At 45.9% G+C, this 18,576-nt stretch carries 16 protein-coding genes and 1 other RNA gene; 13 read left to right on the forward strand and 4 right to left on the reverse strand.

All coding sequences use genetic code 11. From position 1 onward, the window contains the following. Window positions 1-49: 49 nt before the first annotated feature. On the reverse strand, window positions 50-2,512 hold the full coding sequence (gene fadE / locus BFR57_RS02265) for an acyl-CoA dehydrogenase FadE (protein ID WP_071462431.1): 2,463 nt from the start codon (window positions 2,510-2,512) through the stop codon (window positions 50-52). Between the two features lie 174 nt (window positions 2,513-2,686). Between fadE and BFR57_RS02270 the strand changes: the two genes are divergently transcribed. After that, on the forward strand, window positions 2,687-3,421 hold the full coding sequence (locus BFR57_RS02270) for a DUF3108 domain-containing protein (RefSeq protein ID WP_071462432.1): 735 nt from the start codon (window positions 2,687-2,689) through the stop codon (window positions 3,419-3,421). On the opposite strand, the gene purN is transcribed toward BFR57_RS02270, so the two are convergent. The 3 genes from purN to BFR57_RS02285 form a co-directional block, all read right to left on the reverse strand. Then, window positions 3,418-4,059 (reverse strand): phosphoribosylglycinamide formyltransferase, encoded by a 642-nt coding sequence (gene purN, locus BFR57_RS02275; protein ID WP_071462433.1) that lies wholly within the window; start codon window positions 4,057-4,059, stop codon window positions 3,418-3,420. The two genes, BFR57_RS02270 and purN, sit on opposite strands and share 4 nt — an antisense overlap. A gap of 10 nt (window positions 4,060-4,069) precedes the next feature. Beyond that, window positions 4,070-5,125 carry a phosphoribosylformylglycinamidine cyclo-ligase gene (gene purM / locus BFR57_RS02280; protein WP_071462434.1) on the reverse strand — a complete coding sequence of 352 codons (1,056 nt, stop codon included), beginning with the start codon at window positions 5,123-5,125 and terminating at the stop codon, window positions 4,070-4,072. Window positions 5,126-5,217: 92 nt separating this feature from the next. Continuing rightward, window positions 5,218-6,669 (reverse strand): TrkH family potassium uptake protein, encoded by a 1,452-nt coding sequence (locus BFR57_RS02285; RefSeq protein WP_071462435.1) that lies wholly within the window; start codon window positions 6,667-6,669, stop codon window positions 5,218-5,220. A gap of 146 nt (window positions 6,670-6,815) precedes the next feature. Here BFR57_RS02285 and BFR57_RS02290 point away from each other — a divergent pair, with 146 nt between their 5' ends. The 12 genes from BFR57_RS02290 to BFR57_RS02340 all read left to right on the forward strand — a co-directional run bounded on the left by BFR57_RS02290 (window position 6,816) and on the right by BFR57_RS02340 (window position 18,504). Beyond that, window positions 6,816-7,946, forward strand: a complete 1,131-nt coding sequence (locus tag BFR57_RS02290; protein WP_071462436.1) for a peptidase C39 family protein — start codon at window positions 6,816-6,818, stop codon at window positions 7,944-7,946. Between the two features lie 97 nt (window positions 7,947-8,043). Beyond that, entirely contained in the window at window positions 8,044-9,156 is a 1,113-nt protein-coding gene (locus BFR57_RS02295; protein WP_071462437.1) for an NADH:flavin oxidoreductase, read from the forward strand. Between the two features lie 9 nt (window positions 9,157-9,165). Further along, window positions 9,166-9,819: an isoprenoid biosynthesis glyoxalase ElbB gene (gene elbB / locus BFR57_RS02300; protein ID WP_071462438.1), complete on the forward strand. Its 654-nt coding sequence runs from the start codon at window positions 9,166-9,168 to the stop codon at window positions 9,817-9,819. Window positions 9,820-9,923: 104 nt separating this feature from the next. Then, window positions 9,924-10,283, forward strand: a transfer-messenger RNA (tmRNA) gene (ssrA, locus tag BFR57_RS02305). A 203-nt stretch (window positions 10,284-10,486) separates the two neighbouring features. Further along, window positions 10,487-11,968 (forward strand): replication endonuclease, encoded by a 1,482-nt coding sequence (locus tag BFR57_RS12680; RefSeq protein WP_083405028.1) that lies wholly within the window; start codon window positions 10,487-10,489, stop codon window positions 11,966-11,968. A gap of 21 nt (window positions 11,969-11,989) precedes the next feature. Further along, entirely contained in the window at window positions 11,990-12,241 is a 252-nt protein-coding gene (locus tag BFR57_RS02310) for a hypothetical protein (RefSeq protein ID WP_071462439.1), read from the forward strand. 85 nt (window positions 12,242-12,326) lie between these two features. Continuing rightward, the gene (locus BFR57_RS02315; RefSeq protein WP_071462440.1) at window positions 12,327-12,671 is read left to right on the forward strand and encodes a hypothetical protein; all 345 of its coding nucleotides are present in this window, start codon (window positions 12,327-12,329) and stop codon (window positions 12,669-12,671) included. Beyond that, a complete protein-coding gene (locus BFR57_RS02320) occupies window positions 12,668-12,850 on the forward strand; it encodes a hypothetical protein (RefSeq protein WP_071462441.1) in 183 nt (60 codons plus the stop codon). The genes BFR57_RS02315 and BFR57_RS02320 overlap by 4 nt, the downstream gene beginning before the upstream one ends. 8 nt (window positions 12,851-12,858) lie before the next feature. Further along, entirely contained in the window at window positions 12,859-13,965 is a 1,107-nt protein-coding gene (locus BFR57_RS02325; RefSeq protein ID WP_071462442.1) for a tyrosine-type recombinase/integrase, read from the forward strand. Next, entirely contained in the window at window positions 13,919-14,857 is a 939-nt protein-coding gene (locus tag BFR57_RS02330) for a hypothetical protein (protein ID WP_071462443.1), read from the forward strand. The genes BFR57_RS02325 and BFR57_RS02330 overlap by 47 nt, the downstream gene beginning before the upstream one ends. Before the next feature lie 240 nt (window positions 14,858-15,097). Then, window positions 15,098-16,273, forward strand: a complete 1,176-nt coding sequence (locus BFR57_RS02335; protein WP_071462444.1) for an integrase arm-type DNA-binding domain-containing protein — start codon at window positions 15,098-15,100, stop codon at window positions 16,271-16,273. Window positions 16,274-16,695: 422 nt separating this feature from the next. Beyond that, window positions 16,696-18,504 carry an AAA family ATPase gene (locus tag BFR57_RS02340; RefSeq protein WP_071462445.1) on the forward strand — a complete coding sequence of 603 codons (1,809 nt, stop codon included), beginning with the start codon at window positions 16,696-16,698 and terminating at the stop codon, window positions 18,502-18,504. Window positions 18,505-18,576 lie beyond the last annotated feature (72 nt).

Genomic DNA, 18,576 nt, shown 5'->3' on the forward strand with positions numbered 1-18,576 from the left:
GCGCTCAATTGAGCGCCTTTTTACGAGCAAGGAACCGGTGAGTCTCTGCTTAAGCAGCTTCACCTTGTTTCTTATCCGTCAGGTTTTTCAATGCGTAATCAAACGCTGCCTGACCTGCCAACAAGTCTGCTGGGTCAAAGTCATCTACGTTAATGGTGCGCAATCGACCTTCCTCAGTGCGCTTCATTAACTCAGCTTCTTCCTCGTTAATTACGCCTAACTCAAGGCCGCGCTCTGCCAGTGCGTCGAGCTGGGTAAAGCTAAAGCGTTCGCCAGCGGCTTTACAGATCTTCGCGTGCAATGGCTCGCACTTAATCATATTGACTAAGGTTTCTTCTAAGAACCCAAAGTGACCTTCGGGGCTCAAGAACTGACCTTCACCTAAACGGGTGCGCACGTCGTTTGGCTCCATCAGGATGCGTGCCACTTTATGATCGGCTTTATCGCTTGGACGATGTGCAATACGACCGAATGGGAACATGACAGCGCGCATCGCAGTACCCACGCCACCCATGTTACGCAACAATTCGATTTGCGCTTCTTGTAGCTTATACAAGGTATCTTGCATCGCCCAATGCATGAGTGGTAAATCGTCTTTTAAGCGACCTTGGTCATGGAAGCGTTTCAGTACTGCAGAGCCAATGAACAAGTAACTCAGCATGTCACCTAAACGTGCAGAGATACGCTCTTTACGTTTTAGGTTACCGCCGTACATACCCATTGCAACGTCCGACAACAAGGCTAAGTTAGCGCTGAAGCGGTTCATTTGCTGATAGTACTGCTTGCTTGAGTCGCTCGCGGGCACTGAGCTTAAGCGGTGACCGCCAAAGCCGTAGAATAATGAACGGACAAAGTTGCTTGCGGCAAAGCCAATGTGACCAAACAGCGCTTTATCAAATTTGTTTAACGCTTCTGGACCGCTTTCAGCTGATGCGTTCATTTCCTCAAGGACATAAGGATGGCAACGGATTGCGCCCTGACCATAAATCATCATGCTACGGGTAAGAATGTTGGCGCCTTCCACGGTAATCGCAACAGGCACACCTTGATAGCCACGACCTAAGTAGTTGTTAGGACCTAAGCAGATACCTTTACCGCCGTGGATATCCATGGCGTCATCCATACACGCGCGTAGCTTCTCTGTCATGTGGTATTTTGCGATAGCCGAGATAACCGACGGTTTTTCACCTAAATCGATACCTGCAGTCGCAAGCGTGGTTACTGAATCCATCAAGTAGGCGTTACCACCAATGCGTGCCATCGGCTCTTCAACACCTTCCATTTTACCGATAGGCAGTTTGAACTGACGACGAATGCGTGAGTATGCACCGGTTGCCAGTGCCATTTGTTTAATACCACCGGCACTGTTCGAAGGTAGAGTAATACAACGACCCACGGACAAACACTCAACCAGCATACGCCAGCCTTTACCTGCGTTTTTCGCGCCACCGATGATGTAATCAAGCGGTACGAATACGTCGGTGCCGCGAATCGGACCGTTTTGGAACGGCACGTTAAGCGGGAAGTGGCGACGACCGATTTCAACACCATCCGTGTCACGTGGAATCAATGCACAGGTAATGCCGAGTTCTTTCTTGTCGCCCAGTAAACCGTCTGGATCGTACATTTTAAAGGCAAGACCGATCACAGTCGCAACAGGCGCAAGGGTGATATAGCGTTTGTTGAAGTTGAGCTTAATACCGACGATTTCTTCGCCGTTCCACTCACCTTTACAAATAACACCTGAGTCAGGAATCGCACCGGCATCAGAACCCGCTTCAGGACTGGTCAAGCCAAAGCATGGGATCTCGTCGCCTTTAGCAAGGCGTGGCAAGTAATGATCTTGCTGTTCTTTAGTACCATAGTGCTGCAACAATTCGCCTGGACCTAATGAGTTAGGTACACCCACGGTTGATGCCAATACCGTACTGACGCCAGCTAGTTTCTGTAAAACGCGTGACTGCGCATACGCAGAAAACTCAAGACCACCGTATTCTTTCTTGATGATCATGGCAAAGAACTTGTTGTCTTTCAGGTACTGCCACACATGCTCAGGCATGTCAGTCAGCTCATGCGTGACCTGCCAGTCGTCGAGCATTTTGCAGACTTCTTCACAAGGGCCGTCCAAAAACGCCTTCTCTTCTGCGCTTAACTCAGCCTTTGGAATGTTGTGTAGCTTGCTCCAATCAGGGTCACCACCAAATACTTCGCCTTCCCACCAAACGGTACCTGCTTCAAGCGCATCACGCTCAGTGTCTGACATTTCTGGCATTACTTTGCGAAATGCCGTTAGAATAGGCTTAGTAAGTAAGCTCTGACGGATTGATGTAATATTCAAAGGCACCAAAATAACGGCAAGAATGACCCAAAGTACAGGGCCAACAATGCCGGCTATGCTGCCAACCGCAAACATCGCCACAAGGCCTGCGCTGAAGGCAACCAAGCTGGCGCGTTTGTAAGTTAATACACCGGCAACCAAGAGGGTTGCGATGATCCAAAGTGCGACACTCATATAAATCACTCCAAGTTAGAGGTCTGACCAGTAATATGTGCAAATTAGATCAGACGGCTATGTTTTTCAAGAAAAATTTGAACACCTGTTTGAATCTTTTGTCATAGAGTGTACAGGCAAGCTGCCAGTAGGGCGGTTATATAGATACGGAGTTAGTGTAAAAAGGAGTCTCCGATGGCGAAAAAATTAGTGACCGCAATGGTATTAGCCACTGCATCGTGTGCCAGTATGGCAGTTTGGGCAGAGCCCGTCGAGCTTGCGCCTTATAAGGCAGAATACAGCATCACACGGGGTGGAAGCGACTATGGAGACGGACAGCGCTATTTAAGCCAAACTAACGCGGGCGAGTGGCAGTTGTACGGTCATACCGATATTTCGTGGTTTATACTATCCGATGAGCGCACGACGGAATCGGTGTTCCGTGTGAATGATGAACAAGGCTTTATTCCAGTCGACTTCCAATATAAGCGCGAGGGCACAGGCTCAGATCGATCGTTTCATGCCAGCTTCGATGCCGAAACCCATCAAGCAGTGAATGTGGAATCCGGTAAGCCAATAGACATCAACTGGCAGGGTGCATTATACGATGAAGGTTCGGTTGCCGAGAAGCTCCGTTTAGATGTTGCCGCTGAACGTGAACCGCTTAGCTATGCAGTAATTGATGAAGAGGGCCATAGTAAAACGTATCGCTTTCAACGGATTGGTGAAGAGACTATTAGCACGCCTTATGGCCAGTTGGACACCATTAAAGTTGAACGTGTGCGGGATAATAAAAAGCGCGAGACCTATTATTGGTTCGCGCCTGAAATGAACTACTTGCTGGTGCAATTGCAGCAGTTTAAAGAAGGTGACGAGCAAGCCACGATGGCATTAACCGGCGTGACTTATCCGAAGTTGAGCGAGGATTAATCCTCGCTCGCGTAACCGTGCGGCCCGAGCGGCTGGTTATCGAGTTCAACGCCTTGTGCACCGAGTACAAGGCGGTCATCACAAAACCATTTGACCACTAACGGGTAAATACGGTGCTCCTGCTCGTGCACGCGCGCCTGCAAGTCATCGGCCGTGTCACCCTCAAAGACTGGTACTTTTGCCTGAAGTATCACCGGGCCGCCATCAAGCTCTTCAGTGACGAAGTGAACACTAACACCGTGCTCCTTATCGCCGGCATCTAATGCGCGTTGATGAGTATTGACGCCTTTGTACTTAGGTAATAAAGAGGGATGAATATTCAACATGCGACCGGCAAAGTGACGAGTGAACTCCGCGGTCAAAATACGCATGAAGCCCGCTAAGATCACCAAGTCGGGTTGATAAGTATCAATTAACGCCTGTAACTCGGCATCGTATGCTTCACGGCTATCAAACGTCTTATGCGATAACGCATGGGTCGCGATATCGCGTTCAGCGGCTTTTTCGAGACCTTTGGCGGTGTCTTTGTTAGCGATAACGGCGACAACTTCGCCGTTAATTTGTTGTTTTTCGCAAGCATCTACGATGGCTTGCATGTTCGAGCCGGTGCCCGAAATCAGCACTACAATACGTTTCATGAGCCGTCCACTAGCGGGTTTCGTCAGCTAAAATCTCAACTTGCTCGTCATTTTCGGCGGCATCTGCGATACGCCCAATCACCCAAGCATCTTCGCCAAGCTGGTTAAGTAGTTCAACAGCACGCTCTGCTTCAGCGTGTGGTACCGCGATGACCATGCCCACACCGCAGTTGAAGGTGCGGTACATTTCGCGCATGCTGACATTGCCGTTTTCTTTTAACCAGTCAAAGATCACCGGCCATTCCCAGCTGTTACCATCGATAACGGCTTTAGCGCCTTTTGGCAGTACGCGTGGAATATTTTCCCAGAAACCACCCCCGGTGATATGCGACAACGCGTGTACAGGCACTTGCTTAATCAGTTCTAACACTGACTTCACGTAAATGCGTGTCGGCTCGAGTAAGTGTTCAGCGAGCGTACGGTTCTCGAGGTGTGATTCCAAATCTGCTTCGCTGACTTCAATAATCTTGCGGATTAATGAATAGCCATTGGAGTGAGGACCGCTTGAAGCCAGAGCAATCAGCGCATCACCCTCGGCGACTTTAGTGCCGTCGATGATGTCATCCTTTTCGACAACACCCACACAGAAACCCGCTAAATCAAAATCACCATGCTCATACATGCCAGGCATTTCTGCCGTTTCGCCGCCAATCAATGCACAACCTGACTGCTCGCAACCATCGCCAATACCAGTCACCACGTCCGCAGCCACATCAACGTCGAGTTTTCCAGTTGCATAATAGTCGAGGAAGAACAGCGGCTCAGCACCCTGTACAATGAGGTCGTTGACACACATCGCGACCAGGTCAATGCCCACGCCGCGGTGTTGTTTTAAATCAATTGCTAAGCGCAGCTTAGTGCCCACGCCATCGGTACCTGAAACTAATACCGGCTTTTTGTAGCCTTCAGGAATCTCGCACAATGCACCGAAACCACCAATATTGCCCATCACTTCGGGGCGGCTGGTCCGTTTGGTGACACCTTTAATACGATCAACAAGCGCGTTGCCAGCGTCGATATCAACGCCTGCGTCTTTGTAGCTTAAAGAGGGTTTGTTGTTACTCACGAGCAGTTCCTAAGCGGCAAAAAATTTGCGCGCAAGTTTAGCACGAAAAACCACCGAATAGGTACTCCCAATCGGCGGTTTTACGCGGAAAACTAGTCGCGCCAGAACTTAGGCAATAGCAAGGTCAGTACGGTAAAGTACTCCAAACGACCCAAGATCATGGCAAAGGTCAGTAGCCAGGTCCCCGTGTCGGTAACGGGAATAAAGTTGCTCGACACTTCGCCAAAGCCTGGACCGAGTACGTTAATGCATGCAGCGACAGCACTAAAGGCACTAAAAAAGTCGAGTCCAGTCATCATCAGTAAAACCGTGAGCACCATGGTGCAAATGGCAACTAACAACATGAAACTGGTGACCGCGGCGAGTACCGGCGTACGAACTACTTTATGTTGATAGCGCACATGAATCACCGCACTGGGATGAATTGCCTGCAACATATGATGTTTTATCGCACGGAAAGTAATAATGTTACGGATGAATTTGTTACCGCCTGCGGTCGAGCCGGCACAGCCACCTAAATAACTCGCAATAATCAAAAAGCCCGCGGTAGCGGCGGGCCACGCGGATAGATCATCAGCGCCAAAGCCGGTACTGGTCATAAACGAAATGACGTGAAACACCGCCTGCGAGACCGACACCCAAAATGAAGGATGGGTATGATTGATCACCGCCATCGCCGTTAAAATGGCGGAAATGGTGAGAATCGCTAAGATAAAGTAGCGTGTTTCCTCGTCCTGCCAGTAACCTTTAAGTGAGCGTACGGTAAAGTTTTTGTGATGCAGTGCAAAACTGATAGCACCGAGCGCCATAAACACATCGGCAACGCCCAAAATCGTATGACTATTAAAATGACCCATACTGGCGTCATAGGGCGAGAAGCCACCCGTAGATACAGTAGAAAACGAATGAGCAATGGCATCAAACGCATTCATGCCGGCAAGCCAATAGCTAAAGGCACAGGCGAGGGTTAAACACAAATAAACTAACCATAAATAACGACTGGTTTTGGCGACACGAGGAGCAATCTTATCGTCTTTAATGGGGCCGGGGGTTTCCGCCTTAAGCAAGCGCATACCACCGACGTTGAGCATGGGCAAAATAGCGACCACGAAAATAACGATACCCAAGCCCCCCATCCACTGCAGAAACTGTCGATATAGCAGGAAGCTTTTGGGCATATGATCGAGCCCGGTCAAGATCGTGGCACCTGTGGTGGTCATCGCGCTGACCGACTCAAACACCGAGTCGGTAAAGCTGACGCCAGTAATGAACATGATAGGCAGGGCGCCTAAAACGCCCATTAAAAACCATGTCATGGTGGCAAAGGCGAGCGCCTCGCGATAATACAAACGCGCCATATTGCCCTTGCGATAACGCAAATAAACCAACAATGACAGTGCAAAACAAATCAGGGAACCATCTAAAAACTGACTAAAGGTTTTATCCCTAAAGACCAGCATCGACAGCAATGCGAAAACAAGTTGAATACTACCTATCCAAAGAAACGGCCACGCCAATAGCCGCAAGGTTGCATGTATATTCAATGGTTAACCCTTTGTAGAGACTCTAAAAAATACACAAATAATCATTTCAAACGGGCAAAAATCGTACGATAATAGTCAAGAGCCGATGCGCTGTTGCATTCTTCTGGGCATACGCCCACACCGGTTAAGGATACCCACAGACAGGTATGATGAACCTTGTCCCTGCAAATGTCACCCATCTTGATAGTGTTGTGCAATTAGAAAAGGCAACTTTTCCAGACGATGCCATCAGCAAGCGTAGTTTTCGCCGGTTTATCGAGTCGAACACGGCGGACTTTTTTGTCATGCTCAACGATAAACGCGTGGTGGGCTATTACGTGGTGTTGTTCCGTAACAACACCAATCTGGCGCGGCTGTATGCGCTGGTATTAAGTCCGCAATTTCGTGGTAGCGGTTTCGGAAAACAGTTACTTCAACATGCCGAAGATCGAGCGGATCTGCGACACAGCTTATTCTTGCGAACCGAAGTTGCGACGTCTAACCAACTCGCACAACAGTTGTTTATTAATGCCGGTTTTCGTGCAGTTGAGCTACGCGAGGCTTACTTCCCACCGAGCGCCAGTCAATCGCAGGATGCGTTGATACTGCAAAAACTATTGCCGCGCTATGAGCTGGGTGAGGATAACAGCGTCGGCGCAACCGAGCGCTACGTGCCCATGATGACACAGTCGACGGAGTTCACTTGCGGGCCAGCAAGTTTATTGATGGCGCTGGATTACTTTGGACGTCCGACCGCTGATGCCTCACAAGAAGAGCTCGAAATTTGGCGCGAGGCGACCACCATTTATATGACTTCGGGTCATGGTGGCTGCGGACCGCACGGACTTGCGCGAGCAGCATTCAAGCGCGGGTTGTCAGTACGCGTTGCGGTGAATACCGACGATGCACTGTTTATTGACTCAGTGCGGCAAGAGCAAAAGAAAGAAGTCATGCAACGAATCCAACAAGCCGATATCGATTACCTGAACCGTCACGGCGTTGCTATTGATGTGTGCGACTACGGTGTTGCTGAGCTGAAAGCTGATTTGGGCGAGGGGCGGCTCGTACTAGCGCTCATCTCAACCTATCATTTTGATGGTATACGTGCGCCCCATTGGGTATTGATCTGTGCCGCGGACGATGACTTTATTTATATCAATGATCCGGACTACGACACCTTACCCTGGGAGTCACCGACCGAACGTCAGTATTTGCCGATTCCAATAGCGACCTTTAACAAGGCATTTGGATTCGGCGGCCGTAAACAAAAGGCCGCCGTGATTGTGGGTAACAGTTAAGACAAGGTTAAATTGAAGTTCAAACTGATCGGTTTTACTTTATAGATGCGTAGCCCTTAACTATATAAGAAACAAACACTGGTATAAGGAAGGTCTAATGAGCTCTGCATTTGATGATTTTGAACTGAAAGGACACAAACTCGAAAATCGTTTTGTTGTCGCACCTATGACCCGCACCAGTGCGGATAAAAAAGGTAAGCCCACCGAGCTGATGGGCGACTATTATGAGCGCTTTGCCAAAGGCGGCTGGGGCGTGGTCATCACCGAAGGTATCTACACCGACCAGCAAGCCAGTCAGGGCTATGAAAACCAACCTGGACTGACCGATGCACCTCAAACCGACGCATGGAAAGAGATTGTCGAACGCGTTCACAAACACGACTGCGTGTTTATTGCTCAATTGATGCACGCGGGTGCGCAAATGCAGCACAATGAATACACCGATGAACCTATCGCGCCGAGCGCAGTGAAGCCGAAAGGCGAACCGCTCAGTCTTTACGGTGAAAGTGATGGCTGGAAAGAGCCTAAAGCGATGGGTGAAACCGAATTTGATGCTGCCATGCAAGGTATCATCGGTGCCGTTAACCGTGCCAAAGAAGCCGGTTTCGATGGTATTGAGTTGCATGCCGCTAATGGCTATCTACTCAACGAGTTTTTAAGCGACCACTTTAACCAGCGCGAGGATCAATGGGGCGGTGGCATGGCAAAACGCCTGAAGTTCGTCGAGATGGTCGTTAAAGCCGCAAAATCAGCGGTCGATGACGACTTCATCGTGGGCATTCGTGTGGGTCAAATTACTGTGACCGATCCCGATTACCAGTGGCCAGAAGGCGAAGACGGTATGATCCGTATCGTGAAGGGCTTGAAAGAAGCCGGCGTCGACTATATACATACCACAGACACCAGCGTTGACCGTAAACCGTTTAAAGACGGCAGTAACAGTACGCTTGCAGAAGTCGTGCAAGACTTTAGCGACATTCCGGTTATCGTCAACGGTGGTATTGATGAAAGCAATTACGAACACATTGCAGCGCATTATGAAAACGGTTTGCTCGCTATTGGTAAAAAAGCGCTCGCCAACCCCGACTTACCGCATCGGTTAAAGAAAGGGGAAACCATCGAGGATCTCGACTTTGCCATGTTGCAACCCATTGCAACACTCGAAAACGAATGGAAATGGCGCGACGAGCACGATAAGCACGTCAAGTAAGGAGAAATGATGAAACACGTAGCGGTTATCTTATCAGGTTGCGGTGTCTTTGATGGCGCCGAAGTCAACGAAGCCGTACTGACATTGTTGCACTTAGAGAAGCAGGGCGCTAAATATTCAATATTTGCACCCGATGTGCAACAAATGCATGTTGTCGACCACCTAAAAGGTGAAGCCAGTGGCGAGCAACGCAACGTATTGACCGAGTCTGCTCGCATTGCGCGCGGCGACATTAAGCCACTTTCAGAACTCGACGCGGCGAACTTTGACGCATTGATTCTGCCAGGTGGGTTTGGCGTTGCGAAAAACCTATGTAACTTTGCCGAGAAAGGCGCCGACTCAACCGTTAACGCCGAAGTACTTGCGGTGGGTAAAGCCTTTAAAGACGCTAAGAAACCCGCAGGCTACATGTGCATTGCACCGGTATTGCTGCCACACGTTTACGGTAAAGGCGTAAAAGGTACCATTGGCACCGATGCCGATACCGCCAACGCATATAACCAGATGGGTGGCGAACATGTGGACTGCAGCGTGCGTGATATCGTCGTTGATGACGCTCACCGCGTGGTCACCACACCGGCATACATGTTGGCAGAATGCCTGCTCGATGCCGATGAAGGTATCAAAAAGCTGGTTGAAAAAGTGTTGTTTATGGCCGCATAACGCGGCACAGTAAAATAAATTTGTTAAGTGCTTAATATTTCGGCGGTTGCGCTGTCTAAGAGATAGCGCAACACGCGCGAATCAGGTACAATGTACTTTGCTTTGGGGCTGATCTGGATTCGACGGGATACACGAAACCCAAGGTGCATGCCGAGGTGAGGCTGGCCTCGTAAAAAGCCTCAACGTTATAGTTGCAAACGACGACAACTACGCTCTAGCGGCTTAATAACCCGCTAAGCCCGTCCCCCAGCGCTTTGTCTACGAGACTGGATCAGGATGGCTCGACCTAAGGTAGACTCGCGTGGATGCTTTGTCCGGAGCTGAAGCGTTAAACTTAATCGGACTCGCCAGTAGTTGAAGCCTGTCAGTCGGCGTCATGCTGGTTAATAAAAAGACTGAATAAGCATGTAGGACCGAGGATGTAGGTATTGCGGACGCGGGTTCAACTCCCGCCAGCTCCACCACATTATATAGCGGCGCATCGCGCGCCGCTTCTCCCTATCCCAAGCGTGGCAAGCTTTCCAGCGTCACACGTTCTGTTCGTAAATTACGCTCGACTGCTCTCAAATACGCTCCATTTTGCCAACCTGATGCCAACTTTTGCCAACGGGGTGACAACTTTGGTGAGCATTTTGGTCAACTCGCAACACCATACTCAACTCATTTTTTGAATCGCATCTTACGTAGTTTCGATTACTTCGATGCCATAGCGGCAGAAAATTTTCTTCGCTCAATTAAACAAGCTTCGTTGCTTCTTGATTTCGACTTACTCGATGAACGCCAACATGAATCACTTGCCGAAACGCTAACCACTCAATTTCGCTACCTCACCGTTTCAACTTCGTATACGAAATCAAAACGATATGGTTTCGATTTATCCCACTACAACGAGAACGAAATTAAAACGAGAGTGCGTGATAAACGTTTCTGGAAAAGCCAAATCAGAAAACGTAGTAAAGAGCTACTATCTGAATTGGAACGGTGCATTGGCTTAGTCTCTAATCGAAGAGCGAAGTATTGCGGCGATCTTACATACGGTCGTTTCAGAGAGTCTGAACAAAAATCCAACGAATTTTTAGAGCGGCACTTTATTCAGAGTTTAGACGGCGAGCGCGTTTCGCTAAAAGAAATTTCTGAGCACAACACGACCAACAAACAGATCCTGTTCTACGAATGGATTACAAGGGTTAAAGGGTTTGATGAACTAGCGGAGCGTTATGGTCATGCGTCGATGATGGTAACGTTAACCTGTCCAGCCTATATGCACGCAACTCACTCGCGCTCTGGGAGCTTGAACCAAAAATATGATGGTCAAACGGTAAGGGAGTGTCAAAGGCACCTCAATACGGTTTGGCGACGAGTTAGGGCAAAACTTAAACGAGACAACGTAAATATATACGGCATGCGGGTTGTTGAACCGCACCACGACGGAACGCCGCATTGGCATTTAATCGTTCATTGTGAAGAGCCTGAGCTAAAGCAAGTAAAACGGATCATTAAACATTACGCTCTGCAAGAGTCACCGAACGAGCGCGGCGCACTAGAGCGCAGAGTTGATTTTATCGATATCGATCGCGCTAAAGGTTCATCTGCATCCTACCTAGCTAAGTATCTCGCTAAAAATATGATTGGCTTAGATTCAGAGGGCGAGGGATGCAGGCGTGTGAGCAGACATGCCACCGACTGCGCCCGAGCTTGGGCAAGTGCTCATAGCATAAGACAATTCCAGCAATTTGGTGGCGCAAGTGTCACTGTTTACCGAGAGCTTAGAAGACTTCGCGATGAAACTCTCGATCCTCTTATAGAACCCGCAAGGTTAGCGGCTGATGCATCCAACTGGGCAACTTATTGTGAAGCGGTGGGCGGCGTTAGTGTTTCAAGCAGAACGCAAACGATTAAACCTTACTATGAGCAGTCAGAGTCCTTTAATCGCTCAACAGGTGAAATCATTGAAGCTGGACAGTCAGAAAACGTAAACCGCTACGGAGAGCCCAAAAGCAAGGTGGTTAAGGGCTTAGCTTATGCGGGAAAAGTGAGAAAGACGCGCACTAAGCTCTGGACAATTATTGCATCACCACCGCAGTCCGATGCATCGCCGCCCGCCAGGGCGGCATGCAGAGGAAACGGTGGTCACCTTGGACTTGTGTAAATAACTGTACGGAACATCAAAATGAAGCAAAAACCAGTTTTAAACGATACTCAAAAACTAGAATTTGACTTAGAAGAAGCAACCTCACTGATACACATGGCGATCCATCGTGCAGGTATCGAACAACCTAAGTTTGAGGACATTGGATTAATAGTAGGTGTATTGGCGATGAACGACGAAATTGAAGTTGTCGTCAAGTTTCACGATGGTTTACGTCAATTTACACGTCGAGAGCTAGGTGGTTCATACGTAGAAGAGCACATTCCAGAGTAGAAAAGTTTAATCTCATGTTTGACAGTGATTTAATTTGAGGTTATATAGTTAATTTCAAGTTAAATCAAATTTAAGGTTAACTATTATGTTCGACTTTCTGACGGATGAACAAAACGCTCGCTTACATAATTCAATAGCTGAATTTAAAGGGCATGTGAGCACAATCGAAACAGCTATTGGAGCTATCGTTATTGGTCAGCGGTATGGCTGGCGTGTACTTAGAATGGTTCATAGCTCTAATACGATGAAGAAATATGAAAAAGCTATCGGCTTGTCTTATGAGGAAATCTGTCCAGAGGAAACAGAGCTCAGTACACGAAATGTGGGTTACAGAGCATCTAAGGTGATTGGTAAATATTGGGATATCGTTATGGGTCGTCACAAAGTTGAGCGGAAGGCTGAGCTGGATGAAGAGGAGACTCAATCATGAATCAACCACGATGGGTATTACTCGGTCATTTCTGTGAGCTAACTGGATTTACTCAAAAAGCTGTTTATGCGCTGATTCAAAAAGGGCGCTGGATGTTGTCACGAGAATATAAAAAGGTGAATGGTCGCTACTTTATTAACCTTGAAGCTTACGAACGTTGGATAGAAACTAACGGTTAAAATTCGTTATGGAAAAGACTCAATATAAAGGTATTTACGCTGGCAAAAATGCAGTACGTATGGAATTTATGTATCGCCATCAGCGTTGCCGTGAAACGTTACGTGTTAAGCCGACATTGGACAATTTAAAGCGCATCCATCAAAAGTTGGAGCGGGTCAAAATCATGATTCAATTCGGCGAGTTCGACTACGTAAAAGAGTTTCCAGAGTCGAAGCAGGCTTTTCAGTTAAGTGACAATAAAGCGGCTCACATGAGCATTGAGCAAATGATGACTCGTTGGTATGAACAAAGTTACAGACATTGGGCGTTTAGCACTGAGAAAGCGAATCGAGGTCGGATGGATAACCACGTTATCCCAAATTTTGGAAAAATCATTGTAGATGACTTCACGCCCTCGACATTTAGAGAGTGGCAACGAACAGCAACGATTAGCGCGAAGACTGTCAATGAGGTTCACTCGCTGTTGAGTCAGGGGTTCGACTTTTTGGTTTACGACGATATTATTGACCAAAACCCCATGAAGCGGGTAAAACGCTTAAAACACCAAACAAAGGAAGTTCAGCCGTTTTCACCTGAAGAACGCGAGAAAATATTAGCTGCTTTGCCTGAAGGTTATGCACGAGATTTCTATGAATTCGCTTTTTGGACAGGGCTTCGAACGGGTGAGCAAATGGGCTTACGTTGGGAAAACGTTGATTTGGAGCGACAGGTCATTTTCATTCGAGAATCAATAGTAAAAGGACGGAAAGCGGGAACAAAGACGGCTGGTAGTAACAGGACGCATGAACTTTCAGAGCAAGCCGAGTATGTGATTAAACGAATTAAAGCTTACGAAAATGACTCTGAGTTTGTTTTCCTTGATCCTAGAACCTTAGGGAGGTGGAAGTATGATGGTATTCCTCGGGAAAGGTTCTGGACTAAAGCTCTGATGAAAGCTAATGTTAGATATTCAAAACCTTATACGTGTAGACATACATATGCGTCTACAATGCTATCAAACGGCGCTAATCCGATGTGGGTAGCTCATCAACTTGGGCATAAAGATTGGGGAATGATAAGGAAAATTTATGGCAGATGGATATCACGCGCTGAAGAATCAACTGGGAAGTCTTAAAGAGCAATTAAAATATTCAAGTATTCTCACTAAGGGATTTTTCATTATATCGTTATTTTTTTTGCTCGCATCAATTTTCGAACCTAGTCTTTTAGCTATATCAGGTTCATTTATTGTTGCTTCCGTCGCAGTATTTAATAGTGATATCCAACGCTATTCGCACTACATTGACTCAGAAATTCAAAAAGCTCAGGCTTTGAATGAGTTTCAAAACTTTCTGATTACACTAATTCACAGGGTCGATGGGGTTAGGGTTAATTATAAACTTTTACTTCAAGACGAAGACCAAGCATATAAGAAGTTTAATCGTGCTATTCATGTCCCTTTCATAGCTCATATTCCAGAATTCAATTCTGATATGATATTTAGTCTATTCTCTAAACTAAGCTTTACTTCAAAGCTAATCAGTAAAGAGGACGCAGAAAATATTAATTCCATACCTTTAGAAACTAAAGCAAAATCGATTACATTCCTTTCCTTTCACATTACTTGTCTCGATGGTTGGACGGAGCTATGGAAATTGCATAACTCTCTACATGAGAAAACACCCAAGAAACCCATGGAAGGTGCGCCTGATAAAGTAGTTTTCGAACATAAGTCTATGAATGATATTCAGTTGTTTCAAAATTATATGTTAGCTACTGATAACTGTTTAATACTGACCGATGAGTTATTGACCATTAGCCAAGCTGCACTCGACTATTTTATTCCTGAGGCTACTAATTTAATAGACTCTGAAGCTCTAAAAGTATGTCCAGTCCCTCCATTATCTGATAAGGTCTTCGTGAGTGATAATATTTTTCAACCTCTAGATGATGAGCAGCAAGCTATGTTGGATTCACTTCCTCAAAAATTGGCTGAAAAACTTAAAAACAATGAAACAGATAACTAGTTGAAATGAAAAAAGTATTTATGCCTTCAACTCCCGCCAGCTCCACCACATTATTAAATCAGGGCGCTCCAGTAGCGCCCTTTTTTTTGCCTTAAGCCCCATTTATAGAGCCCTTCAAGCTGCTTTATATTCTCAGTTAATACCACGATATTCCAGGGCAGCCTAACGTTTTTGTATTCCTGGTTGTATTCCTGAGCGATTGGCATACAATCCAGGAATACAACGATTGGTGATATTGATATGCCACGAGCTGTGACGCCGCTTACCGACACTCGAATAAAAAACACTAAACCAGAGAAAAAAGATTCCGTTCTCTCTGATGGTGGGGGGCTTCAGTTGCGCGTTAGAGCTTCCAGTGGTTCAAAGTTATGGAATTTTAATTACCTGAATCCAGTCACAAAGAAACGTATGAATATGGGGTTGGGGATGTACCCTGAGGTTAGCCTAAAGAAGGCCAGAAGCTTAGCGGAAGAGGCTCGGGCAAAAGTTGCTGAAGGCATAGACCCTAAGCTTTCTAGAGATGAAAGTATTCGAACTCAGCGAACTGAGCAAGAGTCGACTTTACGTAAAGTTGCTGAAGATTGGTTTGAAACTAAGAAAACCAAAGTCACGGATGATTATGCGGATGACATTTGGCGATCATTAGAGCTTCATGTATTCCCAGACTTAGGCAAAAAGCCGATAAATGAAATTACCGCGCCTATGTTTATTCAGTTACTTAAACCGATAGAAAAGTCGGGGCGCTTGGAAACTGTGAAGCGTGTTATTCAACGTGTTAATGAAATCATGGTCTTCGCCACGAATACTGGTGTTATCCAGGCTAACCCCCTAGCTGGAGTGAAAGCAGCTTTTCAGTCGCCCAAAAAGCAGCATTTACCAACAATAGGAAAGGATGAACTACCGGTATTCTTGGATAAACTCCAAAACACTAGCGTCAGTAAGGTTACTAGGCATTTAATTAAATGGCAGTTACTTACGATGGTTCGGCCATCTGAAGCTGCTGGCGCCAGATGGGGTGAAATTGAAAGGTTAGATAACGGTGAGGTTCATTGGATTATACCGGCTGAAAGAATGAAAAAGCGACGTCAGCACATTGTTCCTCTACCGACGCAAGCCATAAAAGTGCTTGATAAAATGAAAGAGATTAGCGGTAACAGAGAGCATATTTTCATTTCAATGAAGAACCCTAACACGCATGTAAACAGTCAAACTGCGAATATGGCGATACGACGTATGGGTTACAAAGATAAGCTCGTTAGCCACGGTTTAAGAGCTTTGGCGAGTACTATTCTAAATGAAGAAGGGAAGGATCCTGATCTGATTGAATCTGCGTTGGCGCATACTGACCCTAACCAGATACGAAGTGCTTACAACAGGGCTCAGTATTTGGAGCGTCGCCGAGAACTGATGCAGTAGTGGTGGGGGGATTATCTTGATAAAGCCTTCCGGGCGGGCATATGAGATTGTATGGGATAAAGGAGGAACTACTGAGACTGCTTAGTAGCTCCTCCGTGCTTAATTAGCTTTTGCAGCCTTTTTTGTAACAATTCATTTTTGACGGGCCGGCTCCCGCTCTACGTTTCATCTAAGTATCCAACATTTCCCCTGACTTCTTGGATATGAATATCTTTGTGTTTCGACCATTTCTTCGTTTCAAAATGCAGCGTCAAAGTAACAAGCAGTTAGTGCCCCCTTTACTTAGCGTTGAAACTCTAGCATGCTCGTTTAACCAGAGAGTAAACTATTCTGATCCTGCTTTGGGATTTAACAAATGCTAATTTCTTTGTAAAAAGGTGAATAATAGATTAAAAATAAAGTCACAGGGAGTTGATTAGAAGATGAAAATCATTGAAAAAGTTGAAGTAAGCTACTTTCGTTCAGTTTATTCCTTATCTTTGACTAAGTGTGAAGATGTAAATATTCTGATTGGTCAGAACGATGCAGGGAAATCGAATATTCTCAAGGCGCTTAATCTTTTTTTTAATAATGAAACTGAGTTAACTTCGCCAATAGAATTTATAGAAGATCTTTCTCGATCGCGCTCAGAGGAAGCAAGAGCTGCAAAGGGAAAGATGACAATTTGGATTAAAGTTACGTTCAACAATTATGAAAACTGGACATCGCTTCCGGAGACTTTTGTAGTTAAGCGCACATGGACTAGATACTCAGACCAGCCAGAAACAACTACTGTTGGAAATAAAAATATTCCGAACACGACTCTCGGGCGTTTTCTTTCAAAAATAGCATTTCATTATGTTCCCGCTGTCCGGGGAAGAGATATCTTCGCGCATTATCTTACTTTGCTTCACGATGCTCTAATTGATGACGAGAAAGCCGGTATATCAGCTGCTTCAGCTGGCTTAGTAAAGCGGATCAATGAGAGTACTAGTGAAATGGCTCAAGATATAGAGGCACGATTGGGCTTTGAAAGCTCAATAGGAATGCCTAGAGACTTAAGACACCTGTTTACGGCATTAGATTTTACAACTAAATTTTCTCATCATGATGTTCCTTTAAAAAAACGAGGCGATGGAATTCAGGCTCGGCATATCCCATTTATTCTTAGCTTTGTTGCATCTCAATCTAAAAAGAATCATATTTGGGGGTACGAGGAGCCAGAAAATTCTTTGGAATTGGGCAGGGCATTTGACCTAGCAAATCAATTCCAGTCGGACTTCGCTAATAATAATCAAATCTTTCTTACCTCCCATTCTCCAGCTTTTTATTCTCTGAATCAAGATAATGTTAAAAAATGGTTGGTGCGAAGCTGTGACGGCCATGGTTTCGAGGGTAAAGCAACTGTCGCGAAGCCATTAGATTCGGTAACTGACTTTGATAGATCAGTTGGCATTGCTGCTCTAATTTCTGATAGAGCTAAAGATTTACATGAAAAAATTGAGAAATTACACGAATCCGCAAATGAACTAAAGGATCGTTTGCAGGATGCTGAAATGCCACAGGTAATAGTGGAAGGTCCAACAGACGTTACTATTCTAAAACATGCGTCAAGGCTTCTATATCCTGAGCAGGATCCTATTTGTGAGTTTATTTCAGCTGGAAATGCAAACAAAGTAGTATCATTCGTGCTTGGCTTAGCTGATCTCGGTAGAAAGTATCCTTTCCCAATTATGGGCTTGTTAGACGATGACTATGAAGGAAGAAGTCAGTTTCTACCCAAAAAGCAAGGAGCTTATAAGCTTTTTGATGGCACTAGGGTAAGAGTTATAAATCGTGATAGAGGAATCTACTTGGGCTTTCTGCCTAGACCCAGTTGGATTGAAGATGCGGAAGGTATACTCAAGGTTGAAGGTAATGAGTTAGATTTACCTGTAACTATAGAGTCTTTAGTATCGAAAGAGTTTATGGCTCAAGCAGTTGATGCGAATGCAATTGGCTTTTGCGACCAAATGACTACTGCGAAAAATGCAAACTTAAAAACAACTATCAACTTATCAAATGAATTAGGTCAATATCTCGAAAATGATAGTCGTTATTTGGTCCAGAAAATTGATGAACAAAGCAAAACGGAGTTCTCTGAATACTTTCAAGCGAATGCTAGATTGGAAAGTTGTGAAGCCTTTCGACCAATATTCGAATGGATTAAAAGTATTATTGATGTTTTTCAAGAAAATCAAGAGGAGCAATGAAGGTTAACTTTGAAAATATACTGGCTGTCTAGTAAAATCCAGGAGACCTACTGGTTGAATAGCTACTATAAA

This window comes from Idiomarina sp. MD25a, assembly GCF_001870515.1.
In the GTDB taxonomy this organism is placed as follows: Bacteria; Pseudomonadota; Gammaproteobacteria; order Enterobacterales; family Alteromonadaceae; genus Idiomarina.

What these genes read in the sequence shown, in the direction of transcription:
- fadE (WP_071462431.1), bottom strand. Translation starts at nt 2,512, where the DNA reads ATGAGTGTCGCACTTTGGATCATCGCAACCCTCTTGGTTGCCGGTGTA.
- BFR57_RS02270 (WP_071462432.1), top strand. Translation starts at nt 2,687, where the DNA reads ATGGCGAAAAAATTAGTGACCGCAATGGTATTAGCCACTGCATCGTGT.
- purN (WP_071462433.1), bottom strand. Translation starts at nt 4,059, where the DNA reads ATGAAACGTATTGTAGTGCTGATTTCGGGCACCGGCTCGAACATGCAA.
- BFR57_RS02290 (WP_071462436.1), top strand. Translation starts at nt 6,816, where the DNA reads ATGATGAACCTTGTCCCTGCAAATGTCACCCATCTTGATAGTGTTGTG.
- BFR57_RS02295 (WP_071462437.1), top strand. Translation starts at nt 8,044, where the DNA reads ATGAGCTCTGCATTTGATGATTTTGAACTGAAAGGACACAAACTCGAA.
- elbB (WP_071462438.1), top strand. Translation starts at nt 9,166, where the DNA reads ATGAAACACGTAGCGGTTATCTTATCAGGTTGCGGTGTCTTTGATGGC.
- BFR57_RS02310 (WP_071462439.1), top strand. Translation starts at nt 11,990, where the DNA reads ATGAAGCAAAAACCAGTTTTAAACGATACTCAAAAACTAGAATTTGAC.
- BFR57_RS02315 (WP_071462440.1), top strand. Translation starts at nt 12,327, where the DNA reads ATGTTCGACTTTCTGACGGATGAACAAAACGCTCGCTTACATAATTCA.
- BFR57_RS02320 (WP_071462441.1), top strand. Translation starts at nt 12,668, where the DNA reads ATGAATCAACCACGATGGGTATTACTCGGTCATTTCTGTGAGCTAACT.
- BFR57_RS02325 (WP_071462442.1), top strand. Translation starts at nt 12,859, where the DNA reads ATGGAAAAGACTCAATATAAAGGTATTTACGCTGGCAAAAATGCAGTA.
- BFR57_RS02330 (WP_071462443.1), top strand. Translation starts at nt 13,919, where the DNA reads ATGGCAGATGGATATCACGCGCTGAAGAATCAACTGGGAAGTCTTAAA.
- BFR57_RS02335 (WP_071462444.1), top strand. Translation starts at nt 15,098, where the DNA reads ATGCCACGAGCTGTGACGCCGCTTACCGACACTCGAATAAAAAACACT.
- BFR57_RS02340 (WP_071462445.1), top strand. Translation starts at nt 16,696, where the DNA reads ATGAAAATCATTGAAAAAGTTGAAGTAAGCTACTTTCGTTCAGTTTAT.